Origin of the sequence: Shewanella maritima (assembly GCF_004295345.1) — a bacterium.
In the GTDB taxonomy this organism is placed as follows: Bacteria; Pseudomonadota; Gammaproteobacteria; order Enterobacterales; family Shewanellaceae; genus Shewanella; species Shewanella maritima.
Genome location: NZ_CP036200.1, coordinates 1,893,217 through 1,911,178 on the forward strand (window position 1 = coordinate 1,893,217; position 17,962 = coordinate 1,911,178).

18 protein-coding genes are annotated in these 17,962 nt (G+C 43.1%); 6 read left to right on the top strand and 12 right to left on the bottom strand.

From position 1 onward, the window contains the following. Positions 1-60: 60 nt before the first annotated feature. The 3 genes from EXU30_RS08095 to EXU30_RS08105 all read right to left on the bottom strand — a co-directional run bounded on the left by EXU30_RS08095 (position 61) and on the right by EXU30_RS08105 (position 2,975). A complete protein-coding gene (locus tag EXU30_RS08095; protein WP_130598995.1) occupies positions 61-1,380 on the bottom strand; it encodes a M56 family metallopeptidase in 1,320 nt (439 codons plus the stop codon). Then, positions 1,377-1,757 carry a BlaI/MecI/CopY family transcriptional regulator gene (locus EXU30_RS08100; RefSeq protein ID WP_423213365.1) on the bottom strand — a complete coding sequence of 127 codons (381 nt, stop codon included), beginning with the start codon at positions 1,755-1,757 and terminating at the stop codon, positions 1,377-1,379. The genes EXU30_RS08095 and EXU30_RS08100 overlap by 4 nt, the downstream gene beginning before the upstream one ends. Before the next feature lie 681 nt (positions 1,758-2,438). Further along, entirely contained in the window at positions 2,439-2,975 is a 537-nt protein-coding gene (locus tag EXU30_RS08105) for a porin family protein (RefSeq protein ID WP_130598997.1), read from the bottom strand. A 290-nt stretch (positions 2,976-3,265) separates the two neighbouring features. On the opposite strand from EXU30_RS08105, the gene EXU30_RS20370 reads away from it, so the two are divergent. After that, the gene (locus EXU30_RS20370; protein ID WP_242620358.1) at positions 3,266-3,496 is read left to right on the top strand and encodes a LysR family transcriptional regulator; all 231 of its coding nucleotides are present in this window, start codon (positions 3,266-3,268) and stop codon (positions 3,494-3,496) included. Positions 3,497-3,540: 44 nt separating this feature from the next. After that, positions 3,541-3,972 carry a LysR substrate-binding domain-containing protein gene (locus EXU30_RS20375; RefSeq protein ID WP_242620359.1) on the top strand — a complete coding sequence of 144 codons (432 nt, stop codon included), beginning with the start codon at positions 3,541-3,543 and terminating at the stop codon, positions 3,970-3,972. A gap of 338 nt (positions 3,973-4,310) precedes the next feature. On the opposite strand, the gene EXU30_RS08115 is transcribed toward EXU30_RS20375, so the two are convergent. The 8 genes from EXU30_RS08115 to EXU30_RS08150 all read right to left on the bottom strand — a co-directional run bounded on the left by EXU30_RS08115 (position 4,311) and on the right by EXU30_RS08150 (position 13,990). Then, on the bottom strand, positions 4,311-4,766 hold the full coding sequence (locus EXU30_RS08115; RefSeq protein ID WP_130598999.1) for a Fur family transcriptional regulator: 456 nt from the start codon (positions 4,764-4,766) through the stop codon (positions 4,311-4,313). 191 nt (positions 4,767-4,957) lie between these two features. After that, complete coding sequence (locus EXU30_RS08120) at positions 4,958-5,581, bottom strand: trimeric intracellular cation channel family protein (RefSeq protein ID WP_130599001.1); 624 nt, start codon at positions 5,579-5,581, stop codon at positions 4,958-4,960. A 205-nt stretch (positions 5,582-5,786) separates the two neighbouring features. Then, complete coding sequence (locus EXU30_RS08125) at positions 5,787-6,266, bottom strand: hypothetical protein (RefSeq protein ID WP_130599003.1); 480 nt, start codon at positions 6,264-6,266, stop codon at positions 5,787-5,789. A 596-nt stretch (positions 6,267-6,862) separates the two neighbouring features. Continuing rightward, positions 6,863-12,022, bottom strand: coding sequence for an outer membrane protein assembly factor BamB family protein (locus EXU30_RS08130; protein WP_130599005.1), 5,160 nt, complete (start codon positions 12,020-12,022; stop codon positions 6,863-6,865). A gap of 251 nt (positions 12,023-12,273) precedes the next feature. Next, the gene (locus tag EXU30_RS08135; protein ID WP_130599007.1) at positions 12,274-12,684 is read right to left on the bottom strand and encodes a hypothetical protein; all 411 of its coding nucleotides are present in this window, start codon (positions 12,682-12,684) and stop codon (positions 12,274-12,276) included. A 192-nt stretch (positions 12,685-12,876) separates the two neighbouring features. Further along, the gene (locus EXU30_RS08140) at positions 12,877-13,329 is read right to left on the bottom strand and encodes a hypothetical protein (RefSeq protein ID WP_130599009.1); all 453 of its coding nucleotides are present in this window, start codon (positions 13,327-13,329) and stop codon (positions 12,877-12,879) included. Between the two features lie 49 nt (positions 13,330-13,378). After that, positions 13,379-13,552 (bottom strand): DUF3012 domain-containing protein, encoded by a 174-nt coding sequence (locus EXU30_RS08145; protein WP_130599011.1) that lies wholly within the window; start codon positions 13,550-13,552, stop codon positions 13,379-13,381. An 81-nt stretch (positions 13,553-13,633) separates the two neighbouring features. Continuing rightward, on the bottom strand, positions 13,634-13,990 hold the full coding sequence (locus tag EXU30_RS08150; RefSeq protein ID WP_130599013.1) for a SpoIIAA family protein: 357 nt from the start codon (positions 13,988-13,990) through the stop codon (positions 13,634-13,636). A 283-nt stretch (positions 13,991-14,273) separates the two neighbouring features. Here EXU30_RS08150 and arfB point away from each other — a divergent pair, with 283 nt between their 5' ends. From arfB to EXU30_RS08165, 3 genes are all read left to right on the top strand, one after another. Continuing rightward, positions 14,274-14,690: an alternative ribosome rescue aminoacyl-tRNA hydrolase ArfB gene (arfB, locus tag EXU30_RS08155; RefSeq protein ID WP_130599015.1), complete on the top strand. Its 417-nt coding sequence runs from the start codon at positions 14,274-14,276 to the stop codon at positions 14,688-14,690. 147 nt (positions 14,691-14,837) lie between these two features. Continuing rightward, complete coding sequence (aroQ, locus tag EXU30_RS08160) at positions 14,838-15,296, top strand: type II 3-dehydroquinate dehydratase (RefSeq protein ID WP_130599017.1); 459 nt, start codon at positions 14,838-14,840, stop codon at positions 15,294-15,296. 14 nt (positions 15,297-15,310) lie between these two features. Next, positions 15,311-15,718 carry a DUF3859 domain-containing protein gene (locus EXU30_RS08165; protein WP_130599019.1) on the top strand — a complete coding sequence of 136 codons (408 nt, stop codon included), beginning with the start codon at positions 15,311-15,313 and terminating at the stop codon, positions 15,716-15,718. A gap of 49 nt (positions 15,719-15,767) precedes the next feature. Here the strand turns inward: EXU30_RS08165 and EXU30_RS08170 are convergent, their stop codons facing one another. Further along, positions 15,768-17,609 carry a tetratricopeptide repeat-containing diguanylate cyclase gene (locus EXU30_RS08170; protein ID WP_165398991.1) on the bottom strand — a complete coding sequence of 614 codons (1,842 nt, stop codon included), beginning with the start codon at positions 17,607-17,609 and terminating at the stop codon, positions 15,768-15,770. Between the two features lie 22 nt (positions 17,610-17,631). Between EXU30_RS08170 and EXU30_RS20255 the strand changes: the two genes are divergently transcribed. Continuing rightward, positions 17,632-17,856 (top strand): hypothetical protein, encoded by a 225-nt coding sequence (locus EXU30_RS20255; protein ID WP_165398992.1) that lies wholly within the window; start codon positions 17,632-17,634, stop codon positions 17,854-17,856. Positions 17,857-17,962 lie beyond the last annotated feature (106 nt).

A 17,962-nucleotide genomic window follows, 5' to 3' on the forward strand; every position in this document is an offset into this window, starting at 1 on the left:
TAACAGGCTTAGTTGATCAGGCTAAACCTAGTGTATCAATTGCAATTAGCTCAATTTGAACTAGTGCGCTTGATATACCTCAATACGCTCTACAGAGGCATCTGGTTGATGCATGACAAAGTCAATTTGCACTTGCGCGCCCTTTTGCCCTTTAGCTGAGGTTTCATATTGCCATTGCCGCAGCGCTTCCACAGCTGATGCATCAAACATACCTTGCGATGATGACTTAATGACTGCCACGTTGGTCACCATACCAGCAGGGGTAATATCAAACGACATTTGTACAAAGCCGTTGATCCCCTCTTTTGCAGCTTGAGCTGGATACTTAGGCTCAATGCGCATTTTCGGGTACACACTGCCTGCTTTTGGCCCAGCGACATGCGACTTATTATCGCCACCTGCTACCACAGTCGGATTAATTAGCATCGCAGATAAACCTAGCACTGCCGTTAAGCCAAGTAACATTCCGGTGCGTTTTCCATGTTGTTGTTTCATCTGTAAGATCCTCTCTTTTAAGATGGTTTTGTCTCCATAGTGAGTTTGTAACATGCTCATTGGCGCATGTTGTGAATATGCGAGTAGCGCGCGGCTATACGCAATCTTGGACTCGGCTGACATATCGGCGGTTACTTGTGCATCACAAGATAGCTCTTGATCGTCACGAAAGCGTTTATATGCCATCCAAGTAATCGGGTTAAACCAAAGCAAACTCGCGAGCAAATAGGCGAGACCATTGCACAGCGGATCTTTGCGTTTAAAGTGAAATAACTCATGCTCAAGCACAGCTTGTTGTTGCGCTTTACTTAACTGATAAAAAGATGTCGGTAATACTATGACTGGCTTTACCTGCCCCATGAGCATGGGAGTAGTAACCTGCTCACTGACCAACACTGTAATTGCGTTGTTTGCATTAGCCAGCATCGAATGGACAGCCGTTGTGTCAATAATGGCAGCACTAGTAGCTGAATTAGCAGTCGAATCAGTAGCCCGCTGTAATAAAGCACTTTGTTTGCCTTGCTGGTAAACCAATTTGCTCACTTGCCAAGCAACACCCACGACATAAATGCAGGTTAACACCCAAACCAGTGGCTCAAGAGAGCCTAACTGCGAAGTTAAACCGTTACTAGCAACAACGGTAAAACGCTGCATTGGCTCAGCTAAGGTATCTGGCAATATCGAAGCGTAAAGCTGTGGCATCAATAGCTGAGCCAATTCAACCGCAAACAACAAAGGCACAATAAGCCATAACAAGTAGGTGTAATGCGCGCCAAGACGTTTAAGTAACTTGCTGTGCATTAGCAAGATTGCACAGCACACTATGGTCACGATCAACATTAGCTCAACAGCAGATGCGAGCCAGGTGTCCAAGGCCGCCATCATGACTTTTGCTCCTTGTGCCAGTCATCAATGAGCGCCTGCAGCTCAGTCACATCTTCGGCTGATAACTCATTGCGCTTGGCAAAACCTGCAACGAGCGGCGACAACTTGCCTGAGAACATACGCTCGACAAATGACTTAGATGCATTGGCGGTGTAATCCTGCTCAACCAGTAACGGGCTGTATAAGTAGGTTCGGCCTTGCTTGTCAAAGCTAATGGCTTGCTTCTTTACCAAACGATTAAGCAAAGTCTTAACGGTTTTTTCGTGCATCTGGTGCTGCGCTTCTAAGGTGTTCGCCAGCTCACCGGAAGTTTGCGGCGCACTTTGCCACAACTGCTGCAATACCAATAATTCACTGTTACTAATGTCGATACTCACAAGATGACTCCTAAAGCCCAATCAATGGTTGGGGCGATTTACTAATGCGGCCTTTCCTTACTCAGAGGACGGTACTTTTTTCAGAGCGCGGCGCTTCTTTATCGGGGGCGCAGCGCTTGACTGACAAAACCAGCACTAGGGATAACAAAACAAATGATTACAAATGTAATCCTTAGGTTTAAATTACAACTGTAATTCTAAATTGGCAAGCATTAATTTGGATGTAATTTAATCAACGTCTAAAAATTACGGGAAAGAAAGCGACATAAAACCGATACGACACCCTGCCACAAGGCATATAGAGCGACACCAGAGCACTAAATAAGAGATATAAAAGACGAAAAAAAGCTCGAACAAGGTCCGAGCTACAAAAATTAGGGAGTTTTTGTTTAATTTGAAACAACAGCACTGCAGTTTAGCGTCTACTCACGACTAGCAGGGCGCTAACACATAAAATAGACAAACAACTGCAGCAAAACACCGGCAGGCAAGGCGATAAAAGAAAACATCTTGTTAGGGCAAGTTGCTACCCTTTACCATGCCTTGCATACACAGTGTCGATACAACCAACAAAACCATACTATGATACAACATATCATTTCTCAAGTGGTTTTTTGAAGTAGCCCCATAGAAGAACATGAGGCTATGAGTGCACTTTATTAACACGATCAACTTAAACAGCTAGAATTGATACCCTACTGTCCATGAAATCGTATCGTAGTCATTGTTGTTATAGTGAGACAGGTCAAAACGAAAATCCGAGTATAAATGCTCGTTGATATCGACCCTTAGTCCGGCACCTGCGACAAAACCCATCTCATTGAAACTATAATCGGTATTGTTCGAGGAGATTGTTTCAGATTGCCTAGCTACCCCAATACTTCCATAAGGCTTGAGTGCAACACCATTTACATAAAATTTGTAGCCAATATCTGAATCTAACTTAATGTTGTAGCCATCGATATCGGTAGTGTAGTCATTGCTGAAAATCGTATCGCTGTTTTTTGAGTAGGAAAGGTTAATTCCAAATATTTCATTTAGTTCATAGCCGTATTCCAGTCTAATACCATCTCCCCATTTATCAGACTTAGTCAACCATTCTGATGTACTGGTACTGCTATAACCTAAACCGACCCTTTGTTTGGGCTTGAAACCCTCACCAAATACAACTGGAGATATCATGGAGCCGACAATCAGCACTGTGATATAGTTTTTCATATTTATTAGACCTTAACTCATAGATGATTTCCTGCTAGGTAAGTGCTCCATGCGATTCAGGTATTGTGTGGTTTTTCGATATGTTGAGCTAATCAGAAGATCTAATAGCTGTAATAATTGTCACTTATGAGCCATAAAGGTGTCACAGCTTAACATCCTGTTTTTAGGCACAATTCATATTATCTAAATGAGTTAAATTGCAATTTTGAGGGTTTATGCAGAAGGATCGGTTTAGTTCTCTAGATTTGAATTTACTTAGAACATTTTTGGTTTTAAGCCAGGAATTAAATATGCGTAAGGCGACAGAGCGTCTAAATGTATCTCAGCCTGCAATCAGTCAAGCATTACAAAAGTTAAGATTTCACTTTCAAGACGACCTGTTTGTCAAAGTACCTCAGGGGTTATCTTCCACCCCTTTCGCCGACCAATTAGCTCAGGATATTGCGCCGCATTTGGACGGTTTGGCAACAATACTGAACGAGAAAAATACATTTGAGCCTAGTCAATATACAGGGGGCTGAAAATAGCTGTTGCTCCTATTGTTCTAACGTCTCTATCTGGCGCTTTGTTTCAACACCTTAGAGATATTGCTCCACATGCAACTGTTGAGCTTGTTGGATGGAATAGAGAAACCTTGCTAGATATTCGCAACGGCGACGTATTAATTGGTATCAGTATGCAGCACGATCTGATTTCAGGGGTAAAGTCTCGACAAGTTGTTGATTTAAAATCTCGGGTATTTGTTAGAAGCGGACACCCACTTACTGGCCCTAACGTCACTCCTCAGCAGCTAGAGCCTTACCCGATCGCATCGATTGTCACCCCAAGGTGGAATGACAATCGCGTGTTAGTAGCAGAAATAATGAAGCAACAAGGGCTTGATCCAAAAGTTGGCTTCCGGTCAGAATTTGTTATGGCCGTTGTTGATGTTATTGAACATACTGAGCTCTTCATGGCTCACTCAGATTTATTTCCCTCCATCGCTTTCCAAATATAAAAGCCTTAGTGCCACTTATCGATGGAAAAGAGACTAACCTAACGGTCTGCTCTTACTTTCACGCCAAACACACTAAGTCTCCAGTGGTTTCCTGGCTAGAGAGACAAATTCAACATGTTATAAATAAGGAAAGGATGCAGTAATAGAGGGTTTAGCACAAGCTTGTAAAAATGGTGTTTCTAGGACGACTCAATAACTACCGCAGCTATAATTAACCTCTATGTATCAAGGGCTGGCGGCCTAAAGTTAGTCCAATGGTGTGAAGTGTCACCATAACGCATATTCACACTTTGACGCCATGAGTCTAGAACACACTCTAATGGATGTAATGACTTAACCTAAGCACAATCCTTACAAAGACATTGCAGCTCAATTTGGGTGTTTACCAATTGAAACTCAGCTTGCTCAATACTGGCATTTAGCGCATCAATCACGCTAGCTTGAATACCAATTTCGGCAACCTTGCCGCAGGATTTACAGATTAGAAACTGAGGAACTTGATGCTCATGATCACAAGTGATGTGGGCACAAGCGAGGTACTTATTTTCTGAGGACAACTTGTGTACCAGCGACTGCTCGCTTAATACGTCAAGCATGCGATACACCGACATTGGCGCCAGCGTTTCTTTGTAGGTGTCACGATATAAGTCGACAATTTCATAAGCCGAAAGCGGCTTATTGGCATCCAAAAGCACGCTAAGTACATTCTTCCTTTTCACCGTAAGCTTGGCACCATTTTCACGGCACATTTGCTCGGCTTTGGTCAGGATAGCGGCTTTATTGCTGGCGGACATAATTTAACTCTGTCGAATATGTGAATGTGTCATTATTATTTCTGCTAAGCCTGACATTGTAAATGACAATTTCGCAAGCAGATGATTTCGCTCACCAATCAACGACAAACTTAGACGTAACAGCCAAACAAGGTCAGCAACAAATTGAGGCTATCGTTAGCGCATTGCACCTAAGTTTAGTGCACCTAAGCTCAGTGCAGTGAGCCTTCATGCTCTAAGTTAAACGAAGGTAAGCGCCACTTAAACCTGACTGCCGCCATACGCATCAAGTAGCCAACAATTAGAGTAACCACGGTCGCGGTCACACCATCAATGGCGAATTCTAATAAGAGTAGATATAAAGCTGAGGCAACTAGCGCGACAGACGCATACAGCTCTTGGTGTAAAACCAGTGGCGTTTGTCTGCAAATCAGGTCTCGCAGCAAGCCACCAAACACACCAGTTAGCAATGCTGATACCATACAAATACTTGGATGCAGCCCCATATCTAGCGCAACTTTAGTACCGATAATGCTAAACGCAACTAACCCAAGTGCATCGAGTCGAATAAACAAGCCTTTAAGCTTGATCACCCATTTAGCCAGCCCTGTGGTAAGCACACCAGCCAGGCAAGTAATACCCAAAAATTGCGGATTCTCAATCCAGGTTAGCGGGTAATGTCCAAGTACAATATCGCGCACCGTGCCACCACCAATGGCGGCTGCGCTCGCCACTAACATGACCCCAAACCAATCCATTTTACGACGCCCAGCACTCAAGGCACCTGTCATCGCCTCGGCGGTGATCCCAATGATGTATAACACGCTTAGTAACATGATTGACTCAAATAAGAGAAGAACAAAAATAAGCGCCGATTTTAGTCAAAGCGTCAACAGAGACCAAAGAAAATATGTGGGTAGACTGGTTATGAAACGAGTTATTAAAGCTAGCTTAACAAGGCGTACACAGCCCGAACTACAAGTAACATCATACATAAGTAAGAGTTGTGCATTGCCTAAGCGTTTAGACGACTACATCCATTTATAAGCTCGACTGGCGTAACACAGAATGATGAACGGCCTCGCTAAATCTTTCGATTGCGATAGGTTCAAAGCAATTAGCCAACATAAAGTGAATATCTTCAGCAGTAACACCATACATGGCTATCACTTTTGAGTGCTGGACGATCTCCGCTATATTGTAACCCGAACGACCATTTGGGTTAGCTACAAAGTAAACACTAAAAAGTGCTAATTGGTTCTCAAAACTATCTATAAGCTCTGTATCATCATTATCATAGTTATGCGATTCACTACTTACATTTACGATTGAAAAATTTGTATTTGTTAAACGAGTGTATGTTAAATCACTTAATAACTCACTATTACTGGCTGGTGCCCATTCATATTCATTAGTTAGCTTGATACTACACTCGTTAAATTTAATCTCGTGAGCTTGCAGTGTTGACGATATAATCGACACAAACACAAAGAAACAGGTATAGATAGCCTTCAAAATCATAGATACTTTTCACATTACTGTATTAACTAGAACAAATAACATCGAACATACGCAAATTAAGTTTTAGTTAAAGTGATCGTGAACCCACAACCCTAACAACACAGTAAAATAAACGCTAAAAAACTGATCAAATCTAATATTAATATAGAAAAACCTGTTTAATTGAGAGTCTTTCTTTTTAGTAAGCACTTTATTAATCATATGCGAATCAGACGAGAACGCCGCAGCCTGACTTCTTGATTTAGCTAGCCCTTCCCTCAATATCAGATCTTCAATTTTTTTGTAAAAATAAAGTTTAAAAGGCCCATAAACGCAAATTATAGGTAAAACAAGTTCCCCATAAATCTAGTTAACTCGCTAATAAAGAAATCAATTTCCAATGTGTGTCCTCTGCGCACTCTGTATTTTAATAAGTGTGTCACTTTCGCATAGAAAGATAAGTAATACGCGTCACAGAAAAGCATTGGTGAGCCAAATTTCAATATGGATATAGGCAAATATAATCATGGCTAGATGTTTCAAACGAGTCAGTTAATGCAAGCTATCAGCCCATACTTAACTAGTGAAAAAAACGGCGCCCTAAGGCGCCATTTCATCTACATATTAAAGTTAATATTATCTATCCAAACAGCATCTTCTCCACTAGAAACACTACCGTCTTTTGAATAAACAAACTTAATAGTATTGTCACCTTCAGGTAAATTTATCTGCTGGTGACTCCATTCCGAGGTCGTGACTGTCAGTAGATTTACATCGTTGACATATACCGATAGCTTATCGCAGCATGATTCAGAATCCAGCAACGCATCAAAGCTCAGCGTGCCAGGAGCATTGACCAACTCAAAGCTCATACTGCTTTCCTGCGAATCATCAATGTCACCTGAACGCAAACTATAGTTACCATCGGATGCTTGGGTATCGTCTCGAAGCCAAGATGCGTCAGAATCAACAGGTGTCGACCAAACCAACTCTGACGGCTCACTTTCAAACGACTCAAATAGTGTTGTAAGTAAATCAGGCACGGAGTCTACATCAAGTGGGTCTGTCATATAGCGATTGACCTCATCACCATCACTGAATCCATCGCCATCAGTATCAACGACATTCGGATCGGTAAGCCATTCGATCAACTCAACGTTATCCGCCAACCCGTCTTGATCAGAGTCAATCAATGCCGGGTTTGTGCCATGAACATGAACTTCATCGCCATCAGACAGTGTATCTGAATCTGAGTCCACTAACGTTGGGTTAGCATTATGTTGATATTCTTCAAGATTAGTTAGGCCATCTAAGTCTAAGTCGCCTGAAACATCTGAATTATCATTGATATCTAACCCAAAAGCAGACTCCCACCAGTCTGGCATGCCGTCCTGGTCAGTATCCCCACCAACATTAATGGCGATGAGCTTGTCAGCATTGATAATGTATAGTGCACCTTGGTTACTTAGCGCTAATTGCCCGCCAACTGGATAACTCCATACTTGTTGATGAGTAGTAAGATCTAACGCATAGGTCATTTCAGCACTGGCAACAAACAACACGTTATTTGCCACTATGATATTGCTATCCAGTTGTTCAGGCTCTGCTGACTCCCACTGCCACAGCTGACTTCCTGTTCGAGTATCTATGGCAACTATAGAATCGTGCCTAATCGCATACAACTCGCCAATGCCAACCGCTAACTGGTAGCGGTCAAAACCAGATTCTTGCTGCCATTTTACCTCGTTAGTTCGTAGATCAATGGCATTGAGCTTGTCATAGTCGTAGACAAAAACATCACCCTCGAATCCAACCACAGGCGTTTTTAGCGAATTATAGGACTCTGAATCGACAACAATATTGTAGTGTTCTCCAGTTGAAAGCTCGGTGACAACTAAATCTTGATGTTCAGAGTAAAAGGCCTGCTGCTTGTTGATTGCGAAGCCTCGCATCGCTCCTTGACTCGCTGTTGGAATCGATTGTTTATCACCATTTTGTAGATCAAACCTTTCAATAGCGTTGCCGTTGCTTGAACCAAGATAAACGCCGTCTGCAGTGACATTCAGTGACTCCTGATTAAGACTATAAAGGCTATGTTCAACCTTGTAGACTAGCTGCCCCGAACTGCCTGAAATAGCCCGTAAAAAGTTTCCTGAACTCGCTCGGGATAGCGCATATAGCTTGTCACCATAGTAGGCGATAGATAGGTCCCAAACATTTTCGTAGTTATTACTCCACAACTCAACACCAGAAAGCGCATCTAGTGAAAGTAGACGACGCTCATCATCGCGAGTGAACAATGCGATAACTTTGCCATCTGCAGCAAGCAGTTGCGGCTTTGTGTACTGAGTGCCATCTAGCGACACTTCCCAGCGAACATCCATTGCATCAAGATCAATATCACTTGCCACAAACCCTCTATGAGCAGCGGTTCCTTGATACCCGTACCATGAAGTCACGATAGGTACATTTTGCCCATCAAGTGGATCTGACTCTAATAAAAACTCTGTTAAGTTACTGAAACTATCACTATCAGCATCGAGTTGCGCATCATGGTTTGAGTTAGGGTCAAACTGATGTTGAACCTCCCATCCATCACTCATTCGATCTTGATCCGAATCGTAAGCTACAGGTGAAGTTCCATGAGCATGTACCTCATCACCATCCATGAGTCCGTCTGCATCAGTGTCAGCAACATTTGGATCAGTCTGGTAAGTTAACTCCTCAAGGTTAGTCAAGCCATCTGAGTCAGTGTCTTGCTGGCTAGAGTCCATATTAGGATCTAGCTGGTTATCAACTTCCCATTTGTCTGGTAGTCCATCGGCATCAGAGTCAGTATTTAGCGGATTAGTTTGATATTGATTAATCTCATCAAAATCAGTTAAGCCGTCAGCGTCTGAGTCAGAATTTAACGGATCTGTTCCATAGGTATTAACCTCTTCCCCATCGGTTAAACCATCAGCATCTGAGTCCAAGTTGAGTGGGTCAGTTTTATATACGTCTACCTCATCACCATCACTGATACCATCTGAATCCGTATCTGCTACTTGTGGATTTAGGCGTAGATTAAACTCTCTTAAATTTGTCAGTCCATCATTATCAGAATCTAAAGCAGCATCGCTAGCATCAGCATCACTTAAACCATACTGCTGCTCCCACCATGCAGGTAAACCATCTAGATCATGATCGGCAATAGCTTGATGCGTGAAGCTCGTTCTCCCAGCTAATTGAGTTATGACTGTAATATCTTGGCCATTTTTAGCCAGCGCTAAAGGTTCACCGCTAAATGTAGTACTACCAAGCAAACCATAATCATCTGTCGACCAAAACTGCAGCTTGCCTGAGTGGCTATCGCCTAACTGAGTCTGAGTTACAATGGTATCTTTTAGCCACAGTATATCTGTCGCTTCAACATCTAAATCCCCTAATAAGGTCAAGTCATCGGCATCGTATATCTGCCCTGAACCCAATATGACTTTCGATTTATCAAACGACAACTTAATTGGGTGACGTATGCCATCACTGCTGTGGTACGGAGTTTCGCCTTCTGCAACAATTTCCCCCGTCAATTGATCAATTTCCTCAAAGTGAAGATCATTTGGCGAGGTGCCATCACGTAAAAAGTAAACCCTATTGTTTGAGCTATTCCACTCATATCCTCGAGAATAACGGTTCCAATCTTCGCTTGCGGTTACCTGCCCTTGAGCATTGAATATAGTATGAGTTGCCCAAGCACCAGAGTAATCTTGAGCAAGTACAAAGTTACCTACACTTTCTAGGCCTCCGATGCCCATGGACATAGACGCAAACTCGTGAATTTGTGCACTATCATTTAAATCAACATAATGAATAGCACCAGACTCATCTCCAAGGTATAAACGCTCATGAGCCGCTGAGTATGCCATTTGGGTCGGCGTCATAAGCTCTTCAGTCATGGGCTGACGTAAATGGATTGGGTTAGTAAAGCCATTAACACTAGCTGACCAAGGATAAATTGTGCTTCCGGCCAACATGTAAATAGTCCCTTCACCATCATCGACAATTTGCGTTGCGACAAAATTGGGAATTTGCTGCTCAATATTACATACACCGCCACTACCATGCTCTGCGAGCCAACAAGCTGAATCTTGAGGAAATGCATCTAGCATTAAGCCGGTAACACTTGAAGATTGATCGTAACCGTCATGCCACTGATCTGGATACCCATCATTGTCTGAATCGACTGATGCTGCAGGATCATTTGGAAACGCATCCTGTAAGTTGCTAGAGCCATCTCCGTCGGTATCATCACTTGGAGTGTAACTATTAATCTTAATTCCAGTTTCAGTACTAGTAATAATCAAATTCTCATTACTACTAAACAATGACTGCAGGTAGCCACCTTCAAACGTTCTATATTCATCCTTGGTAAAGCTGGTATTACGATGATAAACACGGGTTTGACCTTCTTTCACTTCTAGCGTGATTAAACCACCTTGAACGGTCCAAAATCCGTCCTCAGGTTCCTCTGACACACTACCTGAATACGTTAACGTGGATGCGGTATAGATATCACCGCTACCTAACATCACGCGAGCACCGTCTTCAGACAGAATAATTGGGCCGTAAATATTATAGTCACCATGATGTGGGGAATCTTGAGAGTCGCCAAATGAGCCCGAGGCAGGGTCTAGCTCTGTGTACATGATATCGTTTGGAGAGATACCGTCTCTAAAATGATAAAGCCGTTGAGATTGGCTATTCCAAGTAACATTCTCACCACGACTAAAGTAGTTGTGCTCAGGAGCCTCGGCCAACACAGTGCCACTTTGTGTCAACAGTACCGATTGCTTTTGATAATTAGCACCATAGTTAACAAGCAAACGAGAGTCCGTTTCCACCAAATGGAATGCAGGCTCTGCTAGCGTTGTATATTCATTTAACGTTGAGTCTTCAACGTATTTGAGGGAGGTGTTTTCAAATGCGAGATATAAACGTTCATGCTTTGGCGCATAAACCATTGCAGTGACAGGGCTATCACCTAGCTCAATCACACCTGTAAAATGCTTCGTTTGCGTGTCGTACTCAAACAACTGGCTCCGACTAGGATCCGCGAAATAAATTACACCATCAGCAACACCATCGATATAAGAATTGGGCTGCTGAGCCAACCAAGTAAGGTAACATTGCTGACCATTGCCATCATTCTCGGCATAACACGAGGCGTCAGTAACATAGAAGTCAGAATTATCTCCAACGCCATCACCGTCTGTATCGATACTCTCATTAGCATCTAATGGGAAGGCATCATCTTCATCGTTAATACCATCGCCATCATCATCGTCATCTGCATTATTGCCAATACCGTCGCCGTCAGTATCAAGCGTTTCGGTTGCATCTAACGGAAAAGCATCCTCATCATCATTTGCACCGTCACCATCATCGTCATCATCTGCGTTGTTACCAATACCGTCGCCATCTGTATCCAGCGTTTCAGTTGCATCTAGCGGGAACGCATCCTCGACGTCATTTACGCCATCCCCATCATCATCTGGATCTGCATTATTGCCGACACCATCTTTGTCGAAATCCGCTGACTCGTCCTTATCTAATGGGAAGGCATCGTCTACATCAAGCACACCGTCATTATCATCATCAGTGTCTTGAGTATCAGCAATACCATCTCCATCGGTATCGACAGCGGCTGGCTTATTATCATTGGAGCTTTCACCTCCGCCTGAGCCACCACAACCGACCATGAGTAAAGCACAAAGAAACAGATAGCTTTTATTAGTCATACAAAGTCCTTTTGAAAATAGTTAATCCAACAGCCATAGGAATAACCAAGAAACGCTCATACAGAGCGTCATTCTTATTATTTTTACTTCAAGGAATGCATAGCTATCTAGCTATAAAAAAGGGAGGGGTGGGTGAATCCTTTACTAATAATCTGATCGCATCCTTGACGTTGGCAACAAAGTTACAACCATTTAACAAAAAGTTCAAGTAAACCACTAACTTAGAATTAGCTAATCAACCAATAGATTATCTATATCGACCACTCACTGTGTAGCGGCTCTAACATGCCTGCATCAGCTAGCCATTGGTAAGCTTCGGGTAAGTCTTTGCAGAATTTGGTTTCAACATTAGTCAGCACTTCATGGCTTTGCACCATGAGGCTTTTTTGTAAGGCAAGGCTACAAACAACAGCTTCAAACTTTTGATTATGCTTATTACCCCAGTCGTTGAGCTTATCTATCTCAGCCCACATTTCAGGCGTAGCTAAAACCCACTCAGTCATGTCGACTAAGCATGCCCAAGGTTGATCACAGATGGTTGCTGCCAGCTGTTTATACTCTCGGCACATACGTATGACGGTTTCAATATTCCAGCTATCAACACACTTAACGATTAAGGTTTGATCTCTGACTTCCATTTCAAATGAGCCGTGCTCTCTCACTGTGCTCTCCTACTATCAAAGTACCTTGATACACAAGATGCGCTATTTTGCCTGTCCCTGCAACAGCAAGTGTGACTATGCAATACAGGGACAATACTGACTGACTCACATACTCGTTATAAAAGTAGTTTGCCGTTAGTCGCTTACGCTTAGCATTAGTAACTTATCGTTAGCCGCATACAGATGCACGCGTTAGCTTTTACCAATTTTCTTGAAGTAGGTTTTTGCATGCTCTACTTCTTCAGGGCTTGGTCGGTAAATCATCCAGTTATCTTGCTCGTTTTTCTTGTATTTAACTTCACCTTGAGCAAAGTCAAACTCATAAAACGGGTAAAATTCCCGTAAATTGAAGAACATAGCCGGCGCAAAAAATAGAATGTCTGCCGCTAAATAGCCGCCATTAAATTTAAGCGGAATCAAACCATACATAGGTTCGCCGCCTGCTTCTGGCTTAGCTTTAAACTTATATTGTCCAAAACTTGTGGTGTTGTACTCCTTCTCAACTGCCGAGTCTTTTGTCAGTGTAAGCGCACTATCGGCATTAATTTCAACCTGAACAGCCTGATCGACACTTTTCATCGATGCCACTGAGCTACAACCACTAATTAGTGCTGCTGCAGCCACAGCTATTAACTTGTTAGTCATTTTTATCCTTAATTTTATTTTTATTCCATATACTCATGTAAGCTTTGATTTAAAACACACAGTGCTTAGCAAAATCTGCCGCTTCGTTTGCAGTCCAGTCACCTTTTGGCTTTTCTTTCATGTCTTTACACCAGGCTTCGCTGCCCACTTCTGGTGCGCAAGCTGCAAGGCCAAAAATAAGCGCAATTGCCGCTGTCGCTTTAGCGATGTGTTTGATTAACATAGCGTTATATCCTTTTTATTTTTAGTTGTTCTTGTATGAACAGGTATTCTGAAATATTAAATATTTAAGCGGATTGCTCACCTAAATCTCAGCAATCCACTGCTGAGCTTGTTGCTTTTGCTCCAATGGGAACCAGGCAACCTCGCCTTGCATAAAGGGGGCAAGCAGATTGACAGCATTGCCAACCCAATCTGGGCCGCCAACAAATACCAGAGCATCGAATGCCGGAAACTGCACTTTGTCGCCACCAGTGAGCGAGCTGACATCCCAACCTTCTAGCAGCACGTCAGCTTCCATATACAGCTTCACTTTGCCGCTATCTTGGTAGGATTTTTCGAGTAAGGGTTGTAGCTTATTTAGGTAATCTTGCGTTGATAATCGGCCACTTACAAACAGGCTGATTACATCTGGGGCGATATCATTGATTTGATACAGCATAGGTTGCTCCGTGCAAATATTCGCAAATAGATTTTGCGGCTGCGATGGCGAAATACTAGCAGACTGTTGACTTGAGGCAAGCACTGCAACTCGGCAATATCGATAGATTACCGTTTCTGTGAACTAATTTGCTAAACTGGCCTTTGGTTTCATCGTCCGTAGGCAGTATCTTCAATACACACAAGTGCTTAAGTATTAGCTCATAGGCGAGCTTTTGATAGCGGTAAGCCTTGAAAGCAGTGAGCGGTGAAAGTGGCGAGTTTTTAATAACAGTAGCAAGGCAATGATTCAGATAACCAATCGTGTAGCGATTAACGACAACGAACTAGAGTGGCAGTTTATCCGCTCTAGCGGTGCTGGCGGGCAGCACATTAATAAGGTGTCGACCGCTGCGCAGATCATCTTCGATATTAACCAATCTAGCCTACCTGAGTTTTACAAACAAAAATTATTGGCTAAAGCTGATCATCGCATTACCAAAAGCGGCAAAATCATCATTAAATGTCAGCAAAGTCGCAGTCAGGATTTTAATCGACAGCTTGCACTTGAACAGTTTGTGTCACTAGTGAAAAGCATCACTATTGTTCCTAAAGCCAGAATTGCTACCAAGGCAACTAAAGCCAGTCAGCGCCGCCGAGTCGATGCTAAAAAACAGCGCGGCGCAACTAAAGCCCTCAGACAAAAACGAGTTGATTACTAACTCCCCCTTCAAACTTTTTCTCGATAGCTGCACAAGTTGAAAATTTCTGAGCATAGGCATAGTTTTACAACTATTTCTAAGTACCAACCGAATTTACGTGATAAATTATTATTAGTTCAAAATCGACAACGAATTAAGGATTTACCTATGACCACCCAAGCAAAAATACTGCTAGTTAACGGCCCTAATCTTAATCTACTAGGTCGCCGTGAACCGGGTTTGTATGGTAACGATACCCTTAATGATGTCGTCGAGCGTGCTGAACAACAAGCCAGCAATGCTGATGTCGAGTTTGAACATATTCAGTCAAATGCTGAGCATGAGCTGATTAACGCTATTCATGCAACTGATGCGCAATTCATCGTGATTAACCCTGCCGCTTTTACCCATACAAGTGTCGCCCTGCGTGATGCTCTAGTTGGGGTAAATATTCCATTTATCGAACTGCATATTACAAATGTTCATGCCCGTGAACCATTTCGCCATCACTCTTATCTATCAGATAAAGCTGTAGGGGTGATTTGCGGGCTCGGCACTAAGGGTTATGAGTTTGCTATGCAAGCAGCCATCGAGCATGTAACTAAATTACCAAAGCTCAGTGACTAACCAAGCTAATACAAATGAGTAAGTTAAAAGCGGATGTACAAATCATCCAGGCGGGTATTTTCAGCCAATGGGACTCACAAAGCACTGAACTACCGAGGTTCTTGAAAGCAACGGTACATGTGCCAGCTGAAATCGACATCGAATTCGGTTTTGTGACTAGGATTAAAAAAGCCAAAAACCAAAAGCTCAGATACTGTATTTATCATCCAGATATTCCAGACGCTGACGGCAACATTCGTGCCCCCTTTGATGGTGAGATGTACATAAAGGAAAACGATTGGCGCTTTTACCTAGGCGATACAATTTGGGCGCCAATTAACAATAAAACTGGTAACTGGCGCATGACGCTAGAGCTAAATGGCAAAGTCGTTGCTGACAAAACCTTTAAAGTGCACCTACCAAGCGAGTTGCCAGCGGGCTGATGGATGTTGGCTTACAGGCCTTAACCTAGCAGCAGTTAATCGTTACCAGCTATCTCTTTGCTACATCCTCAGCAGTTATCTCGGCAACAACAGCACAATTACGCCCTTGCTCTTTAGCTTGATACAAGGCTTCATCTGCCGTGACTTTAAGCTGATGCCAATCACGCACGCACTGCTCACGGCTAACAGGCTCGGTCGCGCCAATTGATATTGTCATATCAAGCGATACGCCTTCTGCTTCGATTGGGGTGTCGGCAATCACCTTGTTAATTCGGTTCAAAATATCTTTAGGTAAATTGCTCGACTCCAATGCCAACAGCAAAATAAACTCTTCACCACCCCAACGCGCCAAAATATCTTTATCTCTGAAATGCGCAGACAAACGATTTGCCATGGTCTTGAGCACAATATCACCTGCGGCATGGCCATAAGTGTCGTTAACGCGTTTAAAGAAATCAGCATCTAAAATCACCACACTATAAAATGGTGCCTTGCTGTCAGGGAGTCTAGTCGCGACCCAATCTTCAATGTAGCGGCGGTTATATAACCCCGTGAGCGCATCCTGGTTAGACTGATGAAACAAATCCTTATTGGTCGAACTTAGCTTACTAATATGACGAGTGTTGGAGCGATAACGTTGCAGCAACCAGGCCACTGCCATACTGATAATGACAGTTACCAGAATCCAAAACTTTTCGTTTAACTGTTTGCGCTCCAAATCAGCCTGTTTCAAGCTGTTTTCTGCTGTTAGCAGGGCAATCTGCTCTTCTTTTAGCTCATTTTCAAACTGCTCTTGTAGTTCAAGCATGCGCGCTTCACGGTTTTCAAACAGTACCTGCTGCGTGCCTTCATAAAAGTGCTTTAAATGCACAATGGCTAACGGATATTGCTCTGCGGCTTGATAGACTTCACTCAATAACTGATGAGTTTCCAGTACAAGCTCAGTGGTTTTTACCTGCTCAAATACCTTGAGTGCGGCTTTAGCATTGGTGATAGCGGAATCGTATTCAGCAAAGGCAAACTCAATCTTACTTATCTCAAGTAAGCAGCGATTGTAGTAAGTGGGGTCGTAAAAATCTTCAGATAACTCAAGGCACTGCTCAATAAGTGGTCTCGCTTCACCATAGCGCTCCTGCCTAAGCAGAATGCTTGCCTGCGCCCACAAACCATGGGTAAGCAAAGACGCACTGTCAGCTTTTCGGGCAACAGCAACGCTTTTTTCGCTGTAATTGAGCGCCTTAGTCAAATCATCAACCTCAAGGTAAAGCTGGCTACCATTGGTGTACAGCACCACCAGGTGTTCATTGGTAATATGCTCACCTTGTAGGTAAATACCAATAGCGCGCTCGTTATATTTAATCGCTTCTTGCCATTCTTTAATCCGCGAATAAATCACCGAGATATTGGAATAAAGCTTGCTCAAATAAGCTAGGTTCTTGCCCGGCTCTATGTATGAAATCGCGCGCTGGTAATCGGTTATCGATTCTTCATAATTCAATCGACGTGAATAGAGCACACCACGAGCATTTAGTGCACGCGATAGCAGTCTGTGGTAATGCAGTTCTTCAGCAAGCGGGATAGCGATATTGATCTTGTCAAACGCGGCTTCGCCTTGACCACTTCTGGCAAGCAAAATGGCATTTAAGGTCATTGCTTCAGCAATAATCCACCGTTCATTGTGTTTATTACCCAGAGCAAGCATTTTGTCAGCACATTGTTGAGCCTGCTCAAGATCTGACTTAATCACATAAATGTCATGCAAAGTGCGATGGTATAGCGCCATGAAAAGCAGGTTTTGCTCAAACTGCCATTGATTGCGTAGCTGCTGCATGCGCTCAAGCACAAAATCGGGCTCTTGTTCCATGCGGTAAAACAGCTTAACTAACTGCATCCCTTGTGGAGTTTCTCTGAGCATGGTGAGCGGATCAAATATGTTGTCATCGCTGCTAGATTTACCACTCTGGGAGTATGAGTTTGCATTAGAGGGATTTACATTAGCAGGATTTGCAGCTGAGGTGTTTACAACTGATAGCGACGTAGCTAGTGCTGCTGAACTAGTGGTAAGCGAGAATAACGAGAAGAGGACAAGTATTAAAGACAAAGCCAACAACCGCACAAAAGGCGCGCCAGTGCGATGAGCGATCTGCCCGCATGTCATCACTGGGTTTGAGCAACGACAACTAATCATATTGGCAACTAACGTTTGGCAGAACTTCACTCTCAACCTCACAATTATAGGGTTAA